The organism is Peptoniphilus lacrimalis DSM 7455 (genome assembly GCF_000378725.1).
Classification (GTDB): domain Bacteria; phylum Bacillota; class Clostridia; order Tissierellales; family Peptoniphilaceae; genus Peptoniphilus_A; species Peptoniphilus_A lacrimalis.
The window spans coordinates 161871-181002 of record NZ_KB900369.1 but is presented as its reverse complement, the minus strand read 5'-3'; the positions used below and the strand labels follow the sequence as shown (position 1 = coordinate 181002).

Sequence of the window (19132 nt, the reverse complement as noted above, 5' to 3'; positions counted from 1 at the left end):
AATGAGAGCAGTTGTTCAAAGAGTTAAAGAAGCTAATGTTAGTGTAGATGGTGAATTGATAGGTTCTATAAATAAGGGACTTTTAGTTTTACTAGGTGTAAAAGTTGGAGATAAGGATGAAGACTTTTCATATATACAAAGAAAAGTTTATAATTTGAGAATATTCGATGATGAAAATGGGGTTATGAATAAATCTTTACTTGATTTAGGCTATGATTTATTGATTGTAAGCCAATTCACACTTTATGGAGATGCTAGAAAGGGTAATAGACCTTCATATGTTCAAGCGGCTAAATCTGAAGAAGCAACTTATTATTACGAAAAATTTATTGAGGAATCAAAGAAAAATAATATTAAGGTTGAGCATGGTAAGTTTGGTGCAGATATGGATGTTTCATTAATAAATGACGGTCCTGTTACAATTTTACTTGATTCAGAAAAGGAGTTTTAATATGGATAAGAAAATTATCAGATTAACTGTTGGACCCTTACAAGAAAATTGTTATATTGTTTATAATAAGGAAAATGAATGTGTAATCATTGATCCGGGTTATGAAAGTCAAAGAATAATAGATACTATTGAAAAAGAGAAATTAAAGCCTTTATATATACTTTTGACACATGGTCATATTGACCATATAGGTGCTGTAAAAGATTTGAAAGATAAGTATGGTATTTCTGTATATATTCATAATAAAGATAAAGATATGTTAGAAAAACCAAATAAAAATTCGGCAAGTCTTTACGGAATGAGTGTTAATGGAGCAAAATCTGATTATTTTGTTAAAGAAGGAAATGACATTAAATTTTCTGATGATTCATTTAAAGTAATAGAAACTCCTGGCCACACAGGAGGAGGGGTTTGTTATAAACTTGATAATATTTTATTTTCAGGGGACACACTTTTTCTCGGTTCTATAGGCAGATACGATTTTCCAGAATCTTCCGGATTAGACTTAATGAATTCTCTTAAAAAATTAACTTTACTTGATAAAAATACAATTGTTTTGCCTGGACATGGTCCGGAAACTTCAATTGAATATGAACTAAATTACAATCCATATTTAAAAAGGCTATGATAAGTATAAATTGCCAAGATAAAAAGTTTAAAAAGTTATTAAACGATTTCTTAATTTTTAAATTCCCTCAAAATTTTGAGATTGAGGAAATTTTTTTTGATATTGAATTTATAAATCAAATATGTATTTTTACTATAAAATATAGTAATCAAGAAAAAATTTATAAATTAAAATATGCAGAAAAACATTCATTGCTAAAGGTCATAAAAAAAATTATCTTGATATATTTTGATGGAATTGTTAATTATGACAAGTCTTTTGGTATACTAACAGGAGTAAGACCTTTAAAGCTTTATAGAAAAATAAGAAAAGATAACAATTTAGAAGCGTGTCAAAGAATATTAAAAGAGGATTATCTTCTAAGACAAGCTGATATAAATATTTTATCTGAGATTTATGATAATCAAAGAGAAATAGTTGAGAATTCTTCAATAGATAGTTATTCAATTTATATTCATATTCCTTTTTGTCCTAGCAGATGTTCCTATTGTTCATTTGATGCAATGGTAATAGATGAAGAAAAAATAGATATTTATATTGAGGCTTTATTAAAAGAGCTATCGTCATTAAAGAATTATTATAATAAAAATCCAAAAACTATATATATTGGAGGAGGCACTCCATCTTCAATTGGATGGAAAAGGCTTGAGAAGATTATTGATGAAGTATATAAGGATTATGGTTTTGCAGATGAATTTACAGTAGAATGTGGTAGAACTGATACTTTTTCTTCGGATTTATTAAGAATGTTAAAAGAAAAAGGAGTTGAAAGAATTTCAATTAATCCTCAATCTTTTAATAAAGAAATTATAAGGAATTTAAATAGGGATAACACAAACTTTGATTTTTGGTATGAAGAAGCTAGAAATCACAATTTCAAATCAATAAATATGGACTTGATAGTTGGATTACCGGGAGAAAATAGGGATAGCATAATTAATTCAATAAAAAAAGTTAATGATTTAGAACCTGATAATATTACTATCCACACCTTATCATTAAAAAAAGGTTCAAGACTATACGATGAAAATTTTATTAACGACAAGGATTATTGGGACGTTATGGAATTTTCAAAGAAATTTATGGAAGAAAATAATTATTTCCCATATTATTTATATAGGCAAAAAAGGATGGCACTTTCCGGAGAAAATATAGGATATGCAAAGCAAGGACATATTTGTAAGTATAATGTTATTTCCATGGAGGAAATTGAAGATATTTTAGGTTTTGGTATATCATCATCAAGTAAAATTATGGATAAAAATCATAATTTTAAGAGAACTTTCAATTATAAAAGTTTAAATGATTATATTAATAGAATTAATGATATAATTTTAATGAAATCGAGTTTAATAGAAAAAAAGGACGAGTAATTTGAAGTTAAGAGAAATTTTAAAAGACATAGAAATAATTGACATTAGAGGGAATATTGATTTAGATACAGAAATCTCTAATATGTCTTATAATAGTAAAAATATTGAAGCTAGTGGGCTTTTCGTAGCTATTAAAGGTAAAATTACCGATGGTCATAAATATATAAAAAATGCTAAAAATCATGGGGCTATTGTAGCTGTTGTTGAAGATTTTAAAGAGGTTTATATACCTCAAATAAAAGTTGATAACACTAGAAAAAGTCTTGCTGATTTAGCTAAAAATTTTTATAAAGACCCCTCAAAAGATTTAAAAGTTATTGGGATAACAGCAACAAATGGAAAGACTACAACATCCTTTATGCTTAAAAAAATTTTAAGTGAAAATAAAATTAATACAGGTATTATTGGCACTGTTTATACAAAATTTGCTGATGTAAATATTCCATCTATTCTGACAACTCCAGAATCTTTAGAACTTCAAAAATATTTTAAAGAAATGCTTGATAAAAATATTAGTCATGTAGTTATGGAAGTTTCTTCATCAGCTCAACAGATGCTAAGAGTAAATAACATTGATTTCGACATAGTTTCTTTTGGAAATTTAAGTAGAGAGCATATAGACCAACATGGTTCTTTTGAAAATTATTTTAGGGATAAATCAAAGATAATTTTGAATGCTAAAAAAGGTTCTTTTGCCCTTTTAAATATGGATAACGAATATATAGCTAGTTTGAAAGAAAAGACTAAAGCGAGTGTTCTGACTTTTTCAATGGAGAATTTGGATTCAGATTTTGGTATTTCTAAACTTGATTTATCCACGGGTTTTGGGAAATTTATGTTTCATGTTAACAGGGATATAAAAGAAATTAATTTAAAAAAACAAAGTTTTGAAGTTGAAATGGGTAGCGTTGGATATGCTTCTGTTATGAATGGTGTAATTGCTATATCTTTAGCTTTAATTTTACAAGTAGATAAGAATATAATTTTAAATGCTCTCAAAAATTTTAAGGGTGTAGAAAGAAGATTCGAACTTATATATGATGAAAATTTTAAGGTTTTAGATGACCATTTTGCTAATGAAAAAAATATTGATGTAACTATGACAACTTTAAGTCAAATGAATTATAAAAATCTTCATATTTTATATGCAATAAGAGGTAATAGAGGGGTTGAACTTAATAGAGCAGTTGATGAAAGACTATGTTTTTGGTTAAAAAAATTAAAAGCTAGTACACTTTTTACAACTTTTAGTGAAGATACAGTTAAACAAAAGGATAAAGTGACCCAAGAGGAAAAGGCAGTATATGCTGAAGTTTTAAAAAATAATAATATTGAAACTGTATATTTTAATGAACTAAAAGATGGGATTAACAATATTTTAAAAAAGGCTCAATCTGGAGATATTGTATTATTAGCAGGTTGTCAGGGTATGGATAAGGGTGCAAAGTTTGTAGAAAAATATCTGTTAGAAAATAATTTAGTAACAAATATCAAAGACTTTACTAAAAGAATTGACAATAGAACTTGTTAATATTGAAAGATAGTGTATTTTAAGTTATAATTAAATATATTAATATGAATTAAATGTCATTATAAGTTATTACTTAGGGACATAGAATATAAAAATGGCTCCTGATGACAGGAGCTTTTATTTTGGAGGTAATTATGCAAGAAGCAATGGGCAATTTAAAAAGGACAAATTACTGTGGTGATTTGAGAGAAAACGATATTGATTCTGAAGTTATACTAATGGGCTGGGTTCAAAGAGCGAGAAGTCTAGGCTCAATAATTTTCATAGATTTAAGAGATAGAGAAGGAATTTGCCAAGTCGTAGTAAACGAAACTTCACCAGAAGAAGTAATTAATAAGGCGACTAAACTTCACAATGAATATGTAATCGCTGTTAAGGGTATAGTGAGAATGAGATCTTCAATTAACGATAAGATTCCTACAGGAAAAATTGAAGTTTTAGCTAGTGAAATTAAAATACTTAATGAATCACAGGTTCCACCAATCTATGTTAAAGATAATGATAATGTAGCTGAAAATATGAGACTTAAATATAGGACTCTTGATTTAAGAAAACCAAGCATGCTTAGAAATTTAAAATTGAGGTCAAAAATTTATAAAATTACCCGTGATTTCTTCTATGATAATGGATTTATAGAAGTCGAAACACCAATGCTTACAAAGCCTACTCCTGAAGGAGCTAGAGATTATTTGGTGCCTTCTCGTGTAAATTCCGGAAAATTTTATGCCCTACCTCAATCACCTCAATTAATGAAACAACTTTTAATGGTTTCAGGTCTTGACAGGTATATACAAATAACAAAATGTTTTAGAGATGAAGACTTAAGAGCAAATAGACAACCTGAATTTACACAAATAGATATGGAACTTAGTTTTGTAACTGAAGATGATGTTATGTCTATAAATGAAAAATTCTTACAGAAACTTTTCAAGGAAATGCTAGATATTGACATTAAACTTCCTTTGAGGAGAATGAAATACAGTGAAGCCATGGATAGATTTGGGGTTGATAAACCAGATCTTAGATTTGGAATGGAATTAAAAGATATCAGCGATATAGTAAAAGATTCAGGTTTTAAGGTTTTTGAGGAAGCTGTTAAAGATGGCAGTGTCAGAGGTATAAACGTAAAAAATGGAGCTGAAAAATATTCTAAGAAGAAAATAAAAAAACTTGAAGAATTTGTTAAAGACTTTAAAGCTAAGGGTCTTGTACAAGTAAAAGTAGCGGACGAAATTGATTCTTCAATTAAGAAATTTGTTTCTGAAGAAATTTTAAATAAAATTGTTCAAGCTTTCCAAGCTGAAAAAGGAGATTTAATATTAATTGTAGCTGGTAAGGACCAAGTCGTTTATGATTCTTTAGGTAATTTGAGAAATAAAATAGCTAGGGATTTAGATCTTATAGATAAAAATTCTTATGAAATGCTATGGATAACAGATTTCCCATTATTTGAATATGATGAAGATGAAAAAAGGTATGTAGCAAAACACCATCCCTTCACATCACCAAAAGATGAAGACCTTGATATAATTCTTTCTAATCCTGAAAAAGCTAGAGCTAAGGCCTATGATATAGTTATAAATGGAGATGAAATGGGCGGGGGTTCTATAAGAATTAATGACCAAGAAATTCAAAAGAAAATGTTTAAAGCACTTGGATTTACTGATGAAGATGCAAAAGAAAAGTTTGGATTTTTGCTTGAAGCGTTTAAATATGGAGCACCACCACACGGTGGCTTAGCTTATGGACTTGATAGACTTACAATGTTATTTACAGGTGCAGAAAATATCAGAGATGTCATTGCATTTCCTAAGACTCAATCTGCAACTTGTTTATTAACTGAAGCACCAACAGAATTAAGTGAAAAACAGCTTGAGGAAGTCCATATAAAAGTTATAGAATAAAGGGTGATTTAATGGAAAAACTTGGAATAGTTAAAAGTATTGTAGATGGTTATATGTATGTTGAAGTATCTAGAGAAAGTCCTTGTGGGGTTTCTTGTGCATCTTGTCATGCAGCGTGTGCCGAAAGTAAAACAGAAATAGTTAAAGTTAACAATCTTATTGATGCTAAAGAGGGAGATGTAGTTGAAGTGCACATTAATTCCCGAAATGTTCTAGGTTATTTTCTATTAGTTTATGGATTACCGCTTTTGTTTTTATTTATAGGAACTTGTATTTCATATTATTTTCTTTCAAAAACTAATTTAAAAAACTATGATGTTTATTCATTTTTGATTGGTTTAGTCTTTATGCTTACGGCATATAAGTTTATTAGTCTTTATGATAAAAAACATATGTCAGTTAGAGATAATTATGTAAGTGCAAGAAAATATAGAGCATAGATAACATATGGAAAAAAATAAATATATTAAACCTCTTATATTTTTCTTTATGTTGACTTTATTAATTAACTTACTCACTGTTTTTATGAATAAGAGAGCTTATGATAAAGAGGATATTCTGAGGTCAAAAAAAGAAGAATATAATAAAAAAACTGAAGAGTTAAATAAAATTAAATATAATCTCAACACTGCTAAAGAAACTTATGATAACTTATCTGGTGAATTTCAAGAAAAATTTGGATACGATTATAATCTATCTCAAGAAGAAGAGTTAAGAAATTTTTCTATGTTAAAGAAAAATGAAAATAAAGATATTCTTGATAATTTAAGAAAGCTAGTTAAAAATTACCATAAATATTATGATGGTAGTATATATACAAATGAAATTTTTGATTCAACTATGAGTAATTTTACTTCATTATCTGAAGATATTAACTACGAACAGTATAAGGATATTGTAAATGATTTAAAAATCAATAAATTTATTGATGAAGCAAATGATGGTGCCATCTTTTATTTAAAAAATAAGAATGCTGATAAGAAGGATTTAAATTTATATTTATTTATATATGCCTATTATTCGTCAGCTCTTAAGTTTTTTTCTGAAAATGAAAATATACCTATATATGAATTATATGCTTCGGTAGTGAATTTAGAAAATTTATGTAAAAAAATGGAAGACCTTTCCTATAAATTAGGTGATCTGAATTCAGAAAATCTTGAATATTTGAAAAATAATATTTATGAATTAATGAAAACTTATTATGGGAATTTAGGCATCCTGAATTCATTGGAGTAATTATGAAAAGATCCTTAACTTGTATTGTTAATATTTTTATTGTTTTAGTAAGTGGTTTTTTACTATATCTTTCATATAACAATTTTGTAAATAATCCTAAATCTACTTTTTCTATGAATAAGCAAATTAAAGAAATTGATTTAAAAATAGACAAAATTGATTCTAACATTAATGACAATAAAGAGATTTTATCTAATAAGAATATTCAAATAGATAATTTAAAAACAGAATTAAATAATTTTAATGTAATAGCAAATAAGGATAAAATTGATGAACTTAAGACCAATATTAATTATCTAGATATTAAAAATGTTAATAGTAATTTATATTTAAATAATGTTGGCAATCTTACTCAAACTATAAGCCCATTGAATTCTTTGTTTATATCAAATAATTTAAATGATGAGCAAATAGTTAGTAATCTTAATTTTTTGCCAATATATTTGGAATATACTTTCAATAATAATCTAAATCTAAAGATTTCAAAACACAATACTAACATTTTAAAATACATTGGAGTTTTAAATTATCTTGATGAAGGTAGTAATTACCTTGTTAAAGCTAAACTTTTAAAAGATTATACTGATTTAAATAATATAAATAATGAAGCTTATGAAATATTAGTTGGTGAGAGTAAATATTTAAACTTATTTAATGATCTAAGAATAATAAATTTTAATAATAAGGGTTCTAATTTTACGCAAGACTTAGAAGGAAAAATAAGAGTATTAAAAAATAATAAAGCTATTGATGAACCTGATTTAAAAGATGTTGATCTTCTTGGAGTTTTTTCTTATGATATATTAAATACAAGTGCTAGTCATCTATTGTTTTTGAAGACTTCTGATTTACAAAATGAGAGGATTTTAGAAGATGATAATGGCATAAAACTAATGTCTAATGTAAAAGAAAATAAAGAATATAAAGTAAATTATTACGATTCAAAGGGGAATAGCTTTTATATTGATAATCAAGTAAGCCGATAATTATTTTTGACTATATCTTTATCAATTCTTTGTTAAAGATATGGTCTTTTTATTAGCAAGTGACTTATTTTTAACCTACCTTGTAAATTATTAATTAAAGGTGGGTTTATTATTTAATTTTATTAACTGTTTAGATAAAAATATGCTAAAATATCTAAAGTGAGGCGAAAATGAAAGAAAATTTAATTAATCTAAAATATAAAGACAAAGAAATTGTCTTAATACCAACTGCACATGTTTCAACAGAAAGTGTAAAGCTAGTTAAAGAAACTATTGAAGAATTTAATCCGGATTCTATTTGTGTAGAACTTGATAAGGATAGATATAAGAATATTACAAATCCAAAAGCTTGGAAAAATACCAATATAATTGATGTAATTAAAGATAAAAAAGTTACTTTGCTTATTGTCAATTTAGTTTTAAGTGCATATCAGGCAAATATTGCTAAAAAATTAAAGACAAGACCAGGTGCAGAAATGATGCAAGGTATAAAATCGGCTAATGAATTGAACAAAAATTTAGTTCTTGCAGATAGAAATATTAAAACTACTTTTATTAGAATATGGAGAAAAATGAAATTTAAAGAAAAGTGTAGATTCATTTTTTCTATGATTTTTGCAAAAGATGAAAGCGAAGATATTTCTGAAGAGGATTTGGAAGAATTGATAAAAAGGGAAAATTTAGAAAATGTTGTAATTGATATGGGTAAGGAATATCCACAAATTGCTCAAGTCCTACTTCATGAAAGGGATAAGTATCTAGCATATAAAATAAAAAATGCTAAGGGCAAAAAGATTCTTGCAATATTAGGGGCTGCTCACAGTCTTGGAGTAGAGAAAGAAATTTTCAACGAATATGATATTAAAGAATTAGATGAAGTTCCACCAAAGACGACTTCTTCAAAAATTATTCCTTGGATAATTCCTATTGCTATTACATTACTTATAATTTATGGTTTTACAAAAAATGTTAATACTGGAATTGATCAGATTAAATCCTGGTTTATTTATAATTCTGTTTTAGCAGCCTTATTTACAGCTATTTCATTGGGGCATCCTTTGAGTATATTGACAGCTTTTATCGCTGCACCATTTACTTCATTAAACCCATTTTTAGCTTGTGGGTGGTTTGCAGGCTTAGTTGAAGCTTCAATTAGAAAACCAACTGTTGAAGATGTAAACAATGTGCCAAAAGATATCTTTTCACTTAAGGGAATTTTATCTAATAAATTTTTAAAAGCACTATTAATTGTTATAGCAGCGAATTTAGGATCATCTATAGGGACCATTGTTGCTGGTACAAGCATAATAAAAAATATATTGGGAGCTTTATAAAGCTCCCTTATTTTTTAACTCTTTATATCTTCTATAAATCTTTTTTATAAACTTTGCTGCTGCCTGTGAAAAAACAATGCCCATTGATAATGCAGCCGCAACCAAGAGTGTCTGAATTAAATTTGTGTTCATTTGTTCATAATCATTTTCGATAAAATAATACATAATATAGTACATACCAGCACCAGGAACGATTGGTATCAAACAAGGTAGTGAAAATAAAGTAGCAGGTTTTTTATAAAAATATGCGCATATTTCAGCTGCAATTCCTATGGCAAAAGAGGCGATAAAACCGCTTCTTAAATATGAGTGTGTAGTTTTAAGATTATATTCGTAAAGGACCCACATCAAACCACTGACAATACAAGTTGTTACTATAGTTTTTTTAGGTACTTTATAGTACATTGTAAAGCCCAAGGTGGCAAAAGTTGCTAAAAAGAACTGTATTATATAATATTTCATACTATACCTCTCATAAGCTTAAGACCAATACCAACGCCTATCGCTATGGCTAATGCGATAAAAACAGCCTTAACTAGGGTTATTGCTCCCGTTATAAATTCACCACTCATTATATCTCTTAAGGCATTTGTAATAGCAAGACCAGGGACAATTAACATAATTACTCCTATTATTATTTTGTCGAAATCTTTACCTAGGCCTAAATAAACTGATATTATAGCTAAAATAGACGTAAGTGCAGCCGAAACAACATTATTTATAAAAAATGAAAGCTTAAATTTTGAGAAATTCATAATGAAGTAAGATATAATTGCCCCTATAAAAAATGAAGATATAAATTCACTACTTTTTCCACCGAAAAGAGCAGTGAAGAAAGAAGTTGCTATAGCACCTGCCAAAACTTCTTTTCCTTTATTTTCTTTATAGTTTTCGATTTTTTTCAGATATTCATATGCCTCATCTAAATTATAATTGTTTTTGACAAAGCTTCTAGAAAAAGCATTTATCATATCAATTTTTTTCATATTTGTATCAGATACTTTAATTTTCTTGAATATTGAAATATTCTCACCCTTATAAATAACAGATAAGAATATAGCGGTTGGTAGGGCATAACAATCTACATTATCAGGTGCATGTGTGCTTGAAACCATTCTTTCAACAGTATCTTCAGCTCTATATGATTCTGCTCCATTAGAAATTAGTAAACTTCCTGCGTAAATAGCTAAATTCATTAAGTTTTTTACGCTCTGTTTGTCATTAATTTCATTTGTCATATTTTAACCTCCTTTGCTATTATAACATTCACAATCACAATTGACATTATTTTAACATAATTTTATTGACTTTTAAAAAGTAAATTGAATCTAATTAATCTCTTTGTTATAATAAATTTAAAGGGGTGATTACATGGAAATACCCGTAGTTTCAATTATAGGAAAGCCAAATGTTGGCAAGTCAACATTATTTAATAAAATATTGGGAAAGAAAATCTCCATCACAGAAGATACTCCTGGAGTAACAAGAGATAGGATTTATCAAACAGCTTCTTGGCTTGATTACTCTTTTTTACTTGTGGATACAGGCGGATTGGATCTTAAAGATGAAGATATTTTTATGTCAAGTATAAAAGCACAAGTCGATATTGCTGTTGAAACAAGTCAAGTAATTATTTTTTTAACTGATGGAATTGAGGGTGTAAGTCCAACAGATAGAGAAATTGCAAATTATTTAAGAAAATCAAAGAAGAAAGTATTACTTGCGGTTAATAAATGTGATGCAAAAAAAACTAAAGAAAATATATATGATTTTTTTGAGTTAGGTCTTGGGGAACCATATTTAGTAAGTTCTGAACAAGGTACTGGTCTAGGAGATCTATTAGACGAGGTAACAAAATCTATTGATAAATATGTTGCAGATAAAGAGGATGATCTTATAAGGGTTTCAATAATAGGAAAACCAAATGTTGGTAAATCATCACTTTTTAATTATTTATCCAAGGAAGAAAGATCAATTGTAACAAATATAGCCGGTACAACAAGAGATGCTATAGATACTAAAATAATTTATAAAGACAACGAATATATTTTTGTTGACACTGCAGGATTAAGAAAAAGAAAAAAGATTAAGGAAAGTATTGAAAGATATTCTGTTATAAGGACATTAACAGCTATTGAAAGGTCATCTGTTTGCCTTCTTTTAGTCGATGCTACTGAAGGAATATCTGAACAAGATTCAAAAATTGCTGGCTTTGCTCATGATAACAATAAGGCAATGATTATTTGTGTCAATAAATGGGATGCTATAGAAAAAGATACTTACACAATGAAAAATTTTGAAGCAGATGTGAGAAGAGAGCTTCCATTTTTATCCTACGCACCAATTATTTTTATTTCTGCTATGAAAGGTACAAGAGTTGAAGAATTGTTAGGCTTAATTGAACTTGTTGATAATAATTATAATCATAGAATTCAAACAGGTGTATTAAATGATATATTAAATAGGTCTGTATTAAACAATCAACCTCCTTCTGACAAGGGAAGACGTGGAAAGCTATATTATGGCTCACAAGTTTCTGTAAGGCCACCAAGATTTTTATTGTCTGTAAATGATTCAAAATTATTTCATTTTTCTTATATGAGATATTTGGAAAATCAAATAAGAGAAGCATTCTCTTTCACAGGAACACCAATAATCTTAGATTTAAAAAATCGTGGCGAAAAAGCATGAAATATGGATTGATTTTTCTTATATCTTATCTGATAGGTAGTATATCTGGAAGCTTTATTATTGGGAAGTTATTTCTAGGAAAAGATGTTAGAAATGCAGGTTCTGGTAATGCAGGTACTACTAATGCTTTTAGAGTTTTAGGTGTAGGTGGAGGATTAGGAACTTTTTTTATAGATTTTTTAAAAGGTATAATTTTAGTTCTTATTATCAAAAAATTTTTTGGTCAAGAATTAATATTTTATGCGGTATTTTGCGGCATACTTGGTCATGATTTTCCCATATACATGAATTTTAAAGGTGGAAAGGGAATGGCAATGACTTTAGGGGCTTTTGCCGCCATTTCTGTCAAACTAACAATCATTCCATACCTAATTTGGCTATCTACAGTATTAATTACTAAATATGTTTCTTTAGGATCAATATTATTTTTTATAAGTTCTGTTATTTTCTATATTGTTTTTGGAAAATTTTCTAACTTATCAAATATTTTTGTTATTTTAATTTGTCTTATGGGTATTTTTAGGCATAAGTCGAACATTGTTCGATTGATCAATGGGAATGAAAATAAAATTGGAGGTAAGAAATGAATATTACAGTTGCTGGTGGTGGCTCTTGGGGGACGGCTATGGCAAGGCTTATTTCCAACAAGGGACATAAAGTAAGTTTTTATATAAGAAATATAGAAGTATGCAAAGACATAGAACAAAATAAAGAAAATTCAAAATATTTACCTGGAGCAAAGTTTGAAAAAACTATCTCTATTTATAATAATTTTAAAGATTCCGTAAAAGATGCTGAAATTATAGTCTTAGCAGTACCGACTTCTGCAATTAGAAGCCTCTTAAGTTCATTGAAAAATTTTATTGATAAAGATGTAATAATTGTTAATTTATCAAAAGGTATAGAAGTTGATACTTTAGATAGAATTTCGCAAGTTTGTAAGGAAATTTTACCTGAAAATCCTTTTGTTGCCTTGTCGGGTCCGTCTCATGCAGAAGAAGTTGGCTTTGATATTCCTACAACTGTTGTAGCAGCTTCACTAGATTCTCATTATGCAAATATTATTCAAGAGGAATTTTCCACTGATACCTTTAGGATTTATACAAATACCGATTTAATTGGAGTTGAAATTGGTGGAGCTTTAAAAAATATTATTGCATTGGCTGCTGGAATTAGCGATGGTTTGGGATTTGGTGATAATACAAAAGCAGCTTTAATGACTAGAGGAATGTATGAAATGAGTAAAATGGGATTAGCCTTAGGGGCAAATCCACATACTTTTAATGGTCTTACTGGTATGGGAGATTTGATTGTAACTTGTACTTCTATGCACTCAAGAAATAGAAGAGCTGGAATTTTAATTGGTCAAGGTAAATCTATAGACCAGGCTATAAAAGAAGTTGGTCAAGTAGTGGAAGGTATAAAAACCACAAAATCTTGTTATGAACTTGCAAAAAAGTATCAAATAGAAATGCCGATAAGTCAAAGCTTGTATCAAGTCCTATATAATAATAAAGACCCAAAAGAAGCGGTAAATATTTTAATGACAAGAAAGAAAAAAGAAGAAATTGAGCAAATTTTTTTTGAATAATGTTAAAAAATACTCATTTATGTTATAATTATCTATTATTAGTAATACTTTAGGTGGTAGTTTTGAATAAAAAAAAAGTGAAAAATAAAAAAAAGGTTGGTAAAAGGATACTAATTTTTATTGTACTTGTATTAATACTTGGTTTTTTTATAAAAATTATTAAAGGTAAAACCTACAAGTCATACAATACTGTATTTCCAACTTTAACCACTTATGAAAATGACATAGATACGACTTTTTATAATGTTTTAAATGAAAAAGTTTATAAAGCAGGCGGAGATGGAATTGCAATTTTTAATGCCAGCGAAGGTCAAAAGGTAGCTGTTGGCTATGAAATAGCAAGCATTAATCTTATGGAGGATGTTTCAAATTTAAGAGATGAGTTGCAAAAAGTTAAAGCTGCTTTAAAAAATAAAGATTCAAATGAAGAAGTTAGTGAAAAAGTCAATTTTGATAGAGATATACAAAAAGATATTTTAAATAAAAACTTCCAGGGGGCTACAGAAAAAATTAATGCCCTAGATATGGATGCTACTAATACATTTAGTATTTCTGATTTAAAAGAATATTTAGGTATGTCTAAGGAAAAACTATTAAGTAAAAGGGATTCTTTAGAGAAAGAGATTTCAAAATATAATATCTCTTATAGGGCTGAATTTACTGGGATAGTGTCTTATGAAATAGATGGACTTGAAGATTATTTTTCTCCAGATAAGTTTTCAAAATTCACATATGATTACTTGGATAAAAATTTTAAAGTAGAGAAAAATAATTTAAAATTGAAAGTAAAAAAAGACTATCCTATGTTTAAACTAATAGATAATTTTACTTATGAAGTGGTAGCTAAAATTCAAAAGGCATCTCTTATAAATAATTATAAAAAAGGAGATAATATTAAGATAAAAATTAATAATTTAGATATACTTAATGGGAAGGTATTAAATATTATCAGAAGTCAAAAGAATGCAACAATCTTAATATCATTAGATGACTCCATAGATAATATTTATAATAAGAGAATTCATGAAGGTAAAATCATTGTTGATAAAACAAGGGGCTATATTATACCAAAGTCTTGTCTTATACAGAGAAATAATTTAATGGGTATATATGTACAAGAAATAAAGGGACTTGTTAAATTTGTTCCAGTTGATATAATAAGAGAAGAGGCTGATAAAGTTTTTATTAACAGAGGAAACAAGCAATCATTAATAGAAGTCGCAGATAAGACTTATAAAACATTGACTATTAATGATGCTGTTGTTTTAAGTCCAAGAACAGTTGATGAATCTCGTATTTTAAATTGAGTCAGGAGGGCTTATGTCAGTTAAAGATAATCTGAAATTTGTTATGGAAGAAATAGAGAAGGCCAAACGACATTCTTTGACAAATGAAGATGTGAATTTAATAGCTGTAACTAAAAATCATGAAACTGATGTTATAAAAGAAGCCATTGATTTGGGGATAACAGATATTGGTGAAAATAGAGTACAAGAATTAAAATCAAAGATTGATGAACTCGGTCCAATTGTAAATTATCATATGATTGGCAATTTACAAACAAATAAAGTAAAATATATATATAATAGAGTAAATATGATTCAATCCTTAGATACATTGAAGTTGGCTAAGGAAATTGATAAAAGAGCAGGCTCAGATGGTATTGAAGTTAATTGCCTTATACAGATTAATATAGGCAATGAGGAACAAAAAAGCGGAATAGCATATGAAGATACTCTTAAATTTATTTATAATTTAATGGATTTCAAGCATATATCCATAAGAGGACTTATGGCAATAGCTCCAAATACTGATGATAAACAATATTTGAGAAGACTCTTCAGAAAAATGTTTGAAATGAAAGAAAAAATCATTAAAGAAAATATATCTAGTGTCAGAATGGATTACTTATCAATGGGTATGAGTTCAGATTATCAAATAGCCATAGAAGAGGGCTCAAATATGGTAAGAATTGGCACAAAAATCTTTGGGAAAAGAATCTATTAATTAGGAGGATATTTATGGCAGAAAAAACAGTTGATAAGCTAAAGAGAATATTTGGGTTCGCAGATGACGAAGCTTATTATGATGATTATCAAGATGATTATCAAGAAGAACCAGAAACACATGAAGATAGAGCACCTATTGAAAGTACAAATTATAAACGCTCTACTAAAACAAAGACATCTTCTACACTAGGGCTTGTAATTACAGTTCAAGAACCTTTATCTTATGATGAATCTCCTTTAATTGTTGATGATTTAAGACAAAGAAAAGCTATTGTTTTAAATTTTGAACAATTAGATACCGATGTAAAAAGACAAATATTTGACTTTGTTAATGGAGCTATCTATGCTTTAGATGGAAGTATTCAAAAAGTAAATAAAGACATCTTTATTTTAGCACCAAGTAATGTTGAAATTGATGGGTTAAAGGAAACTTTAAAAAACAATGGTATGTTTCCTTGGTAAAATTAAATAAGGAAAATCTTTTAAATAACATTAATAATTCAGATGATTTATATCAATTGAAAAAAGTTTTAGATAAAGCTTTTGTTGTACTTAAATCGTATGTTGATAACTCAAGCGATTTTTTAAATCCACATGAATTGGGTTTAGTAAAAAGTATTTTAAACTCACTTGATATAGGTTATTCTTTTGATGGGGGATATGATGATTATGAATATGGAGTAGTTAATATGTATCCCTCATTTTTGCATGGACCAAAAAGTGAATCTATTTGTGCGATGAAGTTTCCCACTATTATTGGAATCAAGCACAAAGATGTTTTAGGTTCACTCATAGGTTTGGGAATAGATAGAAGAAAAATAGGTGATATTTTAATTGGGAAAGAATTCACTTATTTTTTTGTTAAAATTGAAATTAAGGATTTTATTCTTTATAATTTGGAAAAAATTTCTAATTATAATGTTAAGGTATGTTTGAAAGAATCAACAGATGTTTTACCAATAATAGAATATTTTTATAAGGATATTGTTACATCGTCTTTGAGGCTTGATACATTTTTATCACAAGCACTAAATCTTTCTAGATCAAAAATTTATGATATTATTTCTAAAGACTTAGTGAAAGTAAATTTTACACCTGAAAATAAAGTATCATACAAATTAAAAGAATCAGATGTAATATCAGTTAAAAAATATGGTAGAATTATTTTTCATAAAATTCTTAAAACAACAAAAAAAGATAAGTATCTTTGTCAGATAAAAATACCAAAATAGCGGGGGAAGGATGTTTGTAGCGTTACTATCAATTATTTTTATAATGATTGACCAATTTTCAAAATTTTTAGTAGTTAAATATCTATATGATGGTTTGAATTTAACTGTTATAGATAATTTTATGTGGTTTATTTATACAGAAAATACTGGGGCTGCCTTTGGCATATTAAAAGATGCCAGAGTTTTTTTCACAATAATTACTATAGTAAGTTTACTTTTAATTTTTATTTTTTTAATAAAATACTACGATATAATGTCAACACTTGCTAAGTTAGCTAGTGCTTTGGTAATAGGTGGAATTATCGGAAACTTTATTGATAGAATCAGATTAGGGTATGTAGTTGATTTTATAAGCACTAATATTTTTGGATATTCCTTTGCAGTTTTCAATTTTGCTGATGCTTTTATTGTTTGTGGATGTATTTTGGCTTTTCTATATAGTATTTATTACGAAAGAAAGGGTAATTAATGGACACGTTTAAAGTTGACAAGGAAAATTTTGGGCAAAGACTTGACGTATATTTAGCAAAACTTGTTGACCTTTCACGTTCACAAATTAAAAATTTGATTGATAATGAAAAAGTCCTTGTAAATAATAAAAATGTTAAGGCGGGTTATAAACTTTCTGAGGATGATGTAATAAGCCTTGAGTATCCAAAAGATAGTAAACCTTTTGCCGAAAAAATTGATTTTAATGTTATTTATGAAGATGAGGATATTGCTGTAATTTCTAAGCCTCAGGATTTAGTAGTTCATATAGGGGCAGGAAATAGTAGTGGCACGCTTGTTAATGGGCTTTTATATAAATTTAAAAACCAACTTTCAAATTTGGACCCTTTAAGGCCTGGAATTGTACACAGACTTGATAAAAACACCTCAGGGTTAATGATAATAGCAAAAAACAATCAGGCTCATATAAATTTAGTAGACCAATTTAAAAATTCACAAATTAAAAAATATTATTTAGCTATTGTTCATGGTAAAACCCCAGAAAGTGGAATTATAGCAGAGCCGATAGGTAGAAACCCAAATGATAGAAAGAAGATGGCAGTAGTTTATAAAAATTCAAAACAAGCCATAACCAAATATAAAAAACTTAAGGAATTTCAAGAGTATTCCCTTTTAAATATAAATCTTTTAACAGGAAGAACCCATCAAATAAGAGTTCATATGGCATATATTGGTTATCCTGTTCTTGGTGATATTATTTATGGGAGAAAAAATAGCTTTAAGATTGATAAACAGATGTTACATTCATATAAGCTAATTTTTAATCATCCTATTACAAATCAAAAAATGGAATTTACAGACGAATTTCCTATCAGATTTAAAAAATTTATTGATAAAATCAAATAAACTATTTATTTTATATATTTAAGCTCTTTGGTTAAGAAAAAATTTCATTTTATAATAAAGATACCATGGCTTAATAAGTTTTATTTAATAATAAAAAGGTCTTAATGTTTCAACATATTAAGACCTTAACTTTTAATTAAAAGCTTTATTACTATTTATAATCTTCAGTTAATTGTATTAATTTCCATTTTCCATTTTCATATAAAGCACAGGACGGACTTCCATCTTTCGGTAAAGAAGTTGAACCAGGATTTACTATTACTAGTCCCTTATCCTCTTTTAGCATTTTAATATGACTATGACCGAATAAAAGCACATTCGCCCCTAATTTTCTTGCTCTTTCTATTCTTTCTTCTAAAGATTCTTCATAGCCGTGAACGGCATAAATTTTTAATTTTCCCAAATTAAAAAATCTTTCTTTTTTGCTTATATCTTTACCAGTATACATGCAATCAACATCGCTATCACAGTTACCCTTAATATAAGTAATTTCTTTATCCCTTAAAAAAATTCCTAATTCTTGTGGATTGTATGATTTAAACAAAGGATTTCTTGGACCATGATAAAGTACATCACCTAAATGAATATACAAATCACATTTTCCTAAAGCATCCAAAGCTTTTTTAGTTTGTACCAAGGATCCGTGTGTGTCTGATAAAACTCCTATTTTCATTTAACTATCCTTTTTTGTGAAAATTTTAAGCATGAGCTTTGTGCAAAGATAAAATAATATTAATACAAGAAAAACTCCACCTAAACCCAGAAAGGCAACTTCGAAACCTTGTTTCATTAAATCCATATACATTT

The 19132-nt window shown here is 27.7% G+C and carries 22 protein-coding genes; 18 read left to right on the top strand and 4 right to left on the bottom strand.

The window, feature by feature from the left end; genetic code table 11:
• The first annotated feature begins 1 nt into the window (after window position 1).
• From dtd to F594_RS0103700, 9 genes are all read left to right on the top strand, one after another.
• A complete protein-coding gene (gene dtd / locus F594_RS0103740) occupies window positions 2-451 on the top strand; it encodes a D-aminoacyl-tRNA deacylase (protein ID WP_004824002.1) in 450 nt (149 codons plus the stop codon).
• 1 nt (window position 452) lies between these two features.
• Window positions 453-1079 carry an MBL fold metallo-hydrolase gene (locus F594_RS0103735; RefSeq protein ID WP_019034603.1) on the top strand — a complete coding sequence of 209 codons (627 nt, stop codon included), beginning with the start codon at window positions 453-455 and terminating at the stop codon, window positions 1077-1079.
• The gene (gene hemZ, locus F594_RS0103730; protein ID WP_019034602.1) at window positions 1076-2452 is read left to right on the top strand and encodes a coproporphyrinogen dehydrogenase HemZ; all 1377 of its coding nucleotides are present in this window, start codon (window positions 1076-1078) and stop codon (window positions 2450-2452) included. Before F594_RS0103735 ends, hemZ begins: the two co-directional genes overlap by 4 nt.
• 1 nt (window position 2453) lies before the next feature.
• Entirely contained in the window at window positions 2454-3983 is a 1530-nt protein-coding gene (locus F594_RS0103725) for a Mur ligase family protein (protein ID WP_019034601.1), read from the top strand.
• Between the two features lie 134 nt (window positions 3984-4117).
• On the top strand, window positions 4118-5887 hold the full coding sequence (gene aspS, locus F594_RS0103720) for an aspartate--tRNA ligase (RefSeq protein ID WP_019034600.1): 1770 nt from the start codon (window positions 4118-4120) through the stop codon (window positions 5885-5887).
• 11 nt (window positions 5888-5898) lie between these two features.
• Complete coding sequence (locus F594_RS0103715) at window positions 5899-6327, top strand: SoxR reducing system RseC family protein (protein ID WP_004824072.1); 429 nt, start codon at window positions 5899-5901, stop codon at window positions 6325-6327.
• A gap of 7 nt (window positions 6328-6334) precedes the next feature.
• On the top strand, window positions 6335-7126 hold the full coding sequence (locus tag F594_RS0103710; protein ID WP_009346118.1) for a hypothetical protein: 792 nt from the start codon (window positions 6335-6337) through the stop codon (window positions 7124-7126).
• A 2-nt stretch (window positions 7127-7128) separates the two neighbouring features.
• Window positions 7129-8112, top strand: coding sequence for a coiled-coil domain-containing protein (locus F594_RS0103705; protein ID WP_019034599.1), 984 nt, complete (start codon window positions 7129-7131; stop codon window positions 8110-8112).
• Window positions 8113-8282: 170 nt separating this feature from the next.
• The gene (locus tag F594_RS0103700) at window positions 8283-9446 is read left to right on the top strand and encodes a TraB/GumN family protein (protein WP_019034598.1); all 1164 of its coding nucleotides are present in this window, start codon (window positions 8283-8285) and stop codon (window positions 9444-9446) included.
• On the opposite strand, the gene F594_RS0103695 is transcribed toward F594_RS0103700, so the two are convergent.
• Window positions 9441-9908 carry a threonine/serine exporter family protein gene (locus F594_RS0103695; protein WP_019034597.1) on the bottom strand — a complete coding sequence of 156 codons (468 nt, stop codon included), beginning with the start codon at window positions 9906-9908 and terminating at the stop codon, window positions 9441-9443. The two genes, F594_RS0103700 and F594_RS0103695, sit on opposite strands and share 6 nt — an antisense overlap.
• Window positions 9905-10684: a threonine/serine exporter family protein gene (locus F594_RS0103690; protein WP_004823997.1), complete on the bottom strand. Its 780-nt coding sequence runs from the start codon at window positions 10682-10684 to the stop codon at window positions 9905-9907. The genes F594_RS0103695 and F594_RS0103690 overlap by 4 nt, the downstream gene beginning before the upstream one ends.
• Window positions 10685-10817: 133 nt before the next feature.
• On the opposite strand from F594_RS0103690, the gene der reads away from it, so the two are divergent.
• The 9 genes from der to F594_RS0103645 all read left to right on the top strand — a co-directional run bounded on the left by der (window position 10818) and on the right by F594_RS0103645 (window position 18325).
• Window positions 10818-12137 carry a ribosome biogenesis GTPase Der gene (der, locus tag F594_RS0103685; RefSeq protein WP_019034596.1) on the top strand — a complete coding sequence of 440 codons (1320 nt, stop codon included), beginning with the start codon at window positions 10818-10820 and terminating at the stop codon, window positions 12135-12137.
• Entirely contained in the window at window positions 12134-12724 is a 591-nt protein-coding gene (gene plsY / locus F594_RS0103680; RefSeq protein WP_004823946.1) for a glycerol-3-phosphate 1-O-acyltransferase PlsY, read from the top strand. Before der ends, plsY begins: the two co-directional genes overlap by 4 nt.
• Complete coding sequence (locus F594_RS0103675) at window positions 12721-13728, top strand: NAD(P)H-dependent glycerol-3-phosphate dehydrogenase (RefSeq protein WP_019034595.1); 1008 nt, start codon at window positions 12721-12723, stop codon at window positions 13726-13728. The genes plsY and F594_RS0103675 overlap by 4 nt, the downstream gene beginning before the upstream one ends.
• 62 nt (window positions 13729-13790) lie before the next feature.
• Complete coding sequence (locus F594_RS0103670; protein ID WP_004823960.1) at window positions 13791-15035, top strand: HlyD family efflux transporter periplasmic adaptor subunit; 1245 nt, start codon at window positions 13791-13793, stop codon at window positions 15033-15035.
• Window positions 15036-15048: 13 nt separating this feature from the next.
• The gene (locus F594_RS0103665) at window positions 15049-15735 is read left to right on the top strand and encodes a YggS family pyridoxal phosphate-dependent enzyme (RefSeq protein WP_004824148.1); all 687 of its coding nucleotides are present in this window, start codon (window positions 15049-15051) and stop codon (window positions 15733-15735) included.
• A 14-nt stretch (window positions 15736-15749) separates the two neighbouring features.
• The gene (locus tag F594_RS0103660) at window positions 15750-16199 is read left to right on the top strand and encodes a cell division protein SepF (protein WP_004824125.1); all 450 of its coding nucleotides are present in this window, start codon (window positions 15750-15752) and stop codon (window positions 16197-16199) included.
• Window positions 16193-16969 carry a YlmH/Sll1252 family protein gene (locus tag F594_RS0103655; RefSeq protein WP_019034594.1) on the top strand — a complete coding sequence of 259 codons (777 nt, stop codon included), beginning with the start codon at window positions 16193-16195 and terminating at the stop codon, window positions 16967-16969. The genes F594_RS0103660 and F594_RS0103655 overlap by 7 nt, the downstream gene beginning before the upstream one ends.
• Window positions 16970-16979: 10 nt before the next feature.
• A complete protein-coding gene (gene lspA / locus F594_RS0103650; protein ID WP_019034593.1) occupies window positions 16980-17438 on the top strand; it encodes a signal peptidase II in 459 nt (152 codons plus the stop codon).
• Window positions 17438-18325 (top strand): RluA family pseudouridine synthase, encoded by an 888-nt coding sequence (locus F594_RS0103645; protein WP_019034592.1) that lies wholly within the window; start codon window positions 17438-17440, stop codon window positions 18323-18325. Before lspA ends, F594_RS0103645 begins: the two co-directional genes overlap by 1 nt.
• A 151-nt stretch (window positions 18326-18476) precedes the next feature.
• On the opposite strand, the gene yfcE is transcribed toward F594_RS0103645, so the two are convergent.
• The gene (gene yfcE / locus F594_RS0103640) at window positions 18477-18998 is read right to left on the bottom strand and encodes a phosphodiesterase (protein ID WP_004824094.1); all 522 of its coding nucleotides are present in this window, start codon (window positions 18996-18998) and stop codon (window positions 18477-18479) included.
• A complete protein-coding gene (locus F594_RS10040) occupies window positions 18999-19115 on the bottom strand; it encodes an OadG family protein (protein WP_407675531.1) in 117 nt (38 codons plus the stop codon).
• Between the last annotated feature and the right edge of the window lie 17 nt (window positions 19116-19132).

What these genes read in the sequence shown, in the direction of transcription:
- dtd (WP_004824002.1), top strand. Translation starts at nt 2, where the DNA reads ATGAGAGCAGTTGTTCAAAGAGTTAAAGAAGCTAATGTTAGTGTAGAT.
- F594_RS0103735 (WP_019034603.1), top strand. Translation starts at nt 453, where the DNA reads ATGGATAAGAAAATTATCAGATTAACTGTTGGACCCTTACAAGAAAAT.
- hemZ (WP_019034602.1), top strand. Translation starts at nt 1,076, where the DNA reads ATGATAAGTATAAATTGCCAAGATAAAAAGTTTAAAAAGTTATTAAAC.
- aspS (WP_019034600.1), top strand. Translation starts at nt 4,118, where the DNA reads ATGCAAGAAGCAATGGGCAATTTAAAAAGGACAAATTACTGTGGTGAT.
- F594_RS0103715 (WP_004824072.1), top strand. Translation starts at nt 5,899, where the DNA reads ATGGAAAAACTTGGAATAGTTAAAAGTATTGTAGATGGTTATATGTAT.
- F594_RS0103710 (WP_009346118.1), top strand. Translation starts at nt 6,335, where the DNA reads ATGGAAAAAAATAAATATATTAAACCTCTTATATTTTTCTTTATGTTG.
- F594_RS0103705 (WP_019034599.1), top strand. Translation starts at nt 7,129, where the DNA reads ATGAAAAGATCCTTAACTTGTATTGTTAATATTTTTATTGTTTTAGTA.
- F594_RS0103700 (WP_019034598.1), top strand. Translation starts at nt 8,283, where the DNA reads ATGAAAGAAAATTTAATTAATCTAAAATATAAAGACAAAGAAATTGTC.
- F594_RS0103695 (WP_019034597.1), bottom strand. Translation starts at nt 9,908, where the DNA reads ATGAAATATTATATAATACAGTTCTTTTTAGCAACTTTTGCCACCTTG.
- F594_RS0103690 (WP_004823997.1), bottom strand. Translation starts at nt 10,684, where the DNA reads ATGACAAATGAAATTAATGACAAACAGAGCGTAAAAAACTTAATGAAT.
- der (WP_019034596.1), top strand. Translation starts at nt 10,818, where the DNA reads ATGGAAATACCCGTAGTTTCAATTATAGGAAAGCCAAATGTTGGCAAG.
- plsY (WP_004823946.1), top strand. Translation starts at nt 12,134, where the DNA reads ATGAAATATGGATTGATTTTTCTTATATCTTATCTGATAGGTAGTATA.
- F594_RS0103675 (WP_019034595.1), top strand. Translation starts at nt 12,721, where the DNA reads ATGAATATTACAGTTGCTGGTGGTGGCTCTTGGGGGACGGCTATGGCA.
- F594_RS0103665 (WP_004824148.1), top strand. Translation starts at nt 15,049, where the DNA reads ATGTCAGTTAAAGATAATCTGAAATTTGTTATGGAAGAAATAGAGAAG.
- F594_RS0103660 (WP_004824125.1), top strand. Translation starts at nt 15,750, where the DNA reads ATGGCAGAAAAAACAGTTGATAAGCTAAAGAGAATATTTGGGTTCGCA.
- lspA (WP_019034593.1), top strand. Translation starts at nt 16,980, where the DNA reads ATGTTTGTAGCGTTACTATCAATTATTTTTATAATGATTGACCAATTT.
- F594_RS0103645 (WP_019034592.1), top strand. Translation starts at nt 17,438, where the DNA reads ATGGACACGTTTAAAGTTGACAAGGAAAATTTTGGGCAAAGACTTGAC.
- yfcE (WP_004824094.1), bottom strand. Translation starts at nt 18,998, where the DNA reads ATGAAAATAGGAGTTTTATCAGACACACACGGATCCTTGGTACAAACT.
- F594_RS10040 (WP_407675531.1), bottom strand. Translation starts at nt 19,115, where the DNA reads ATGAAACAAGGTTTCGAAGTTGCCTTTCTGGGTTTAGGTGGAGTTTTT.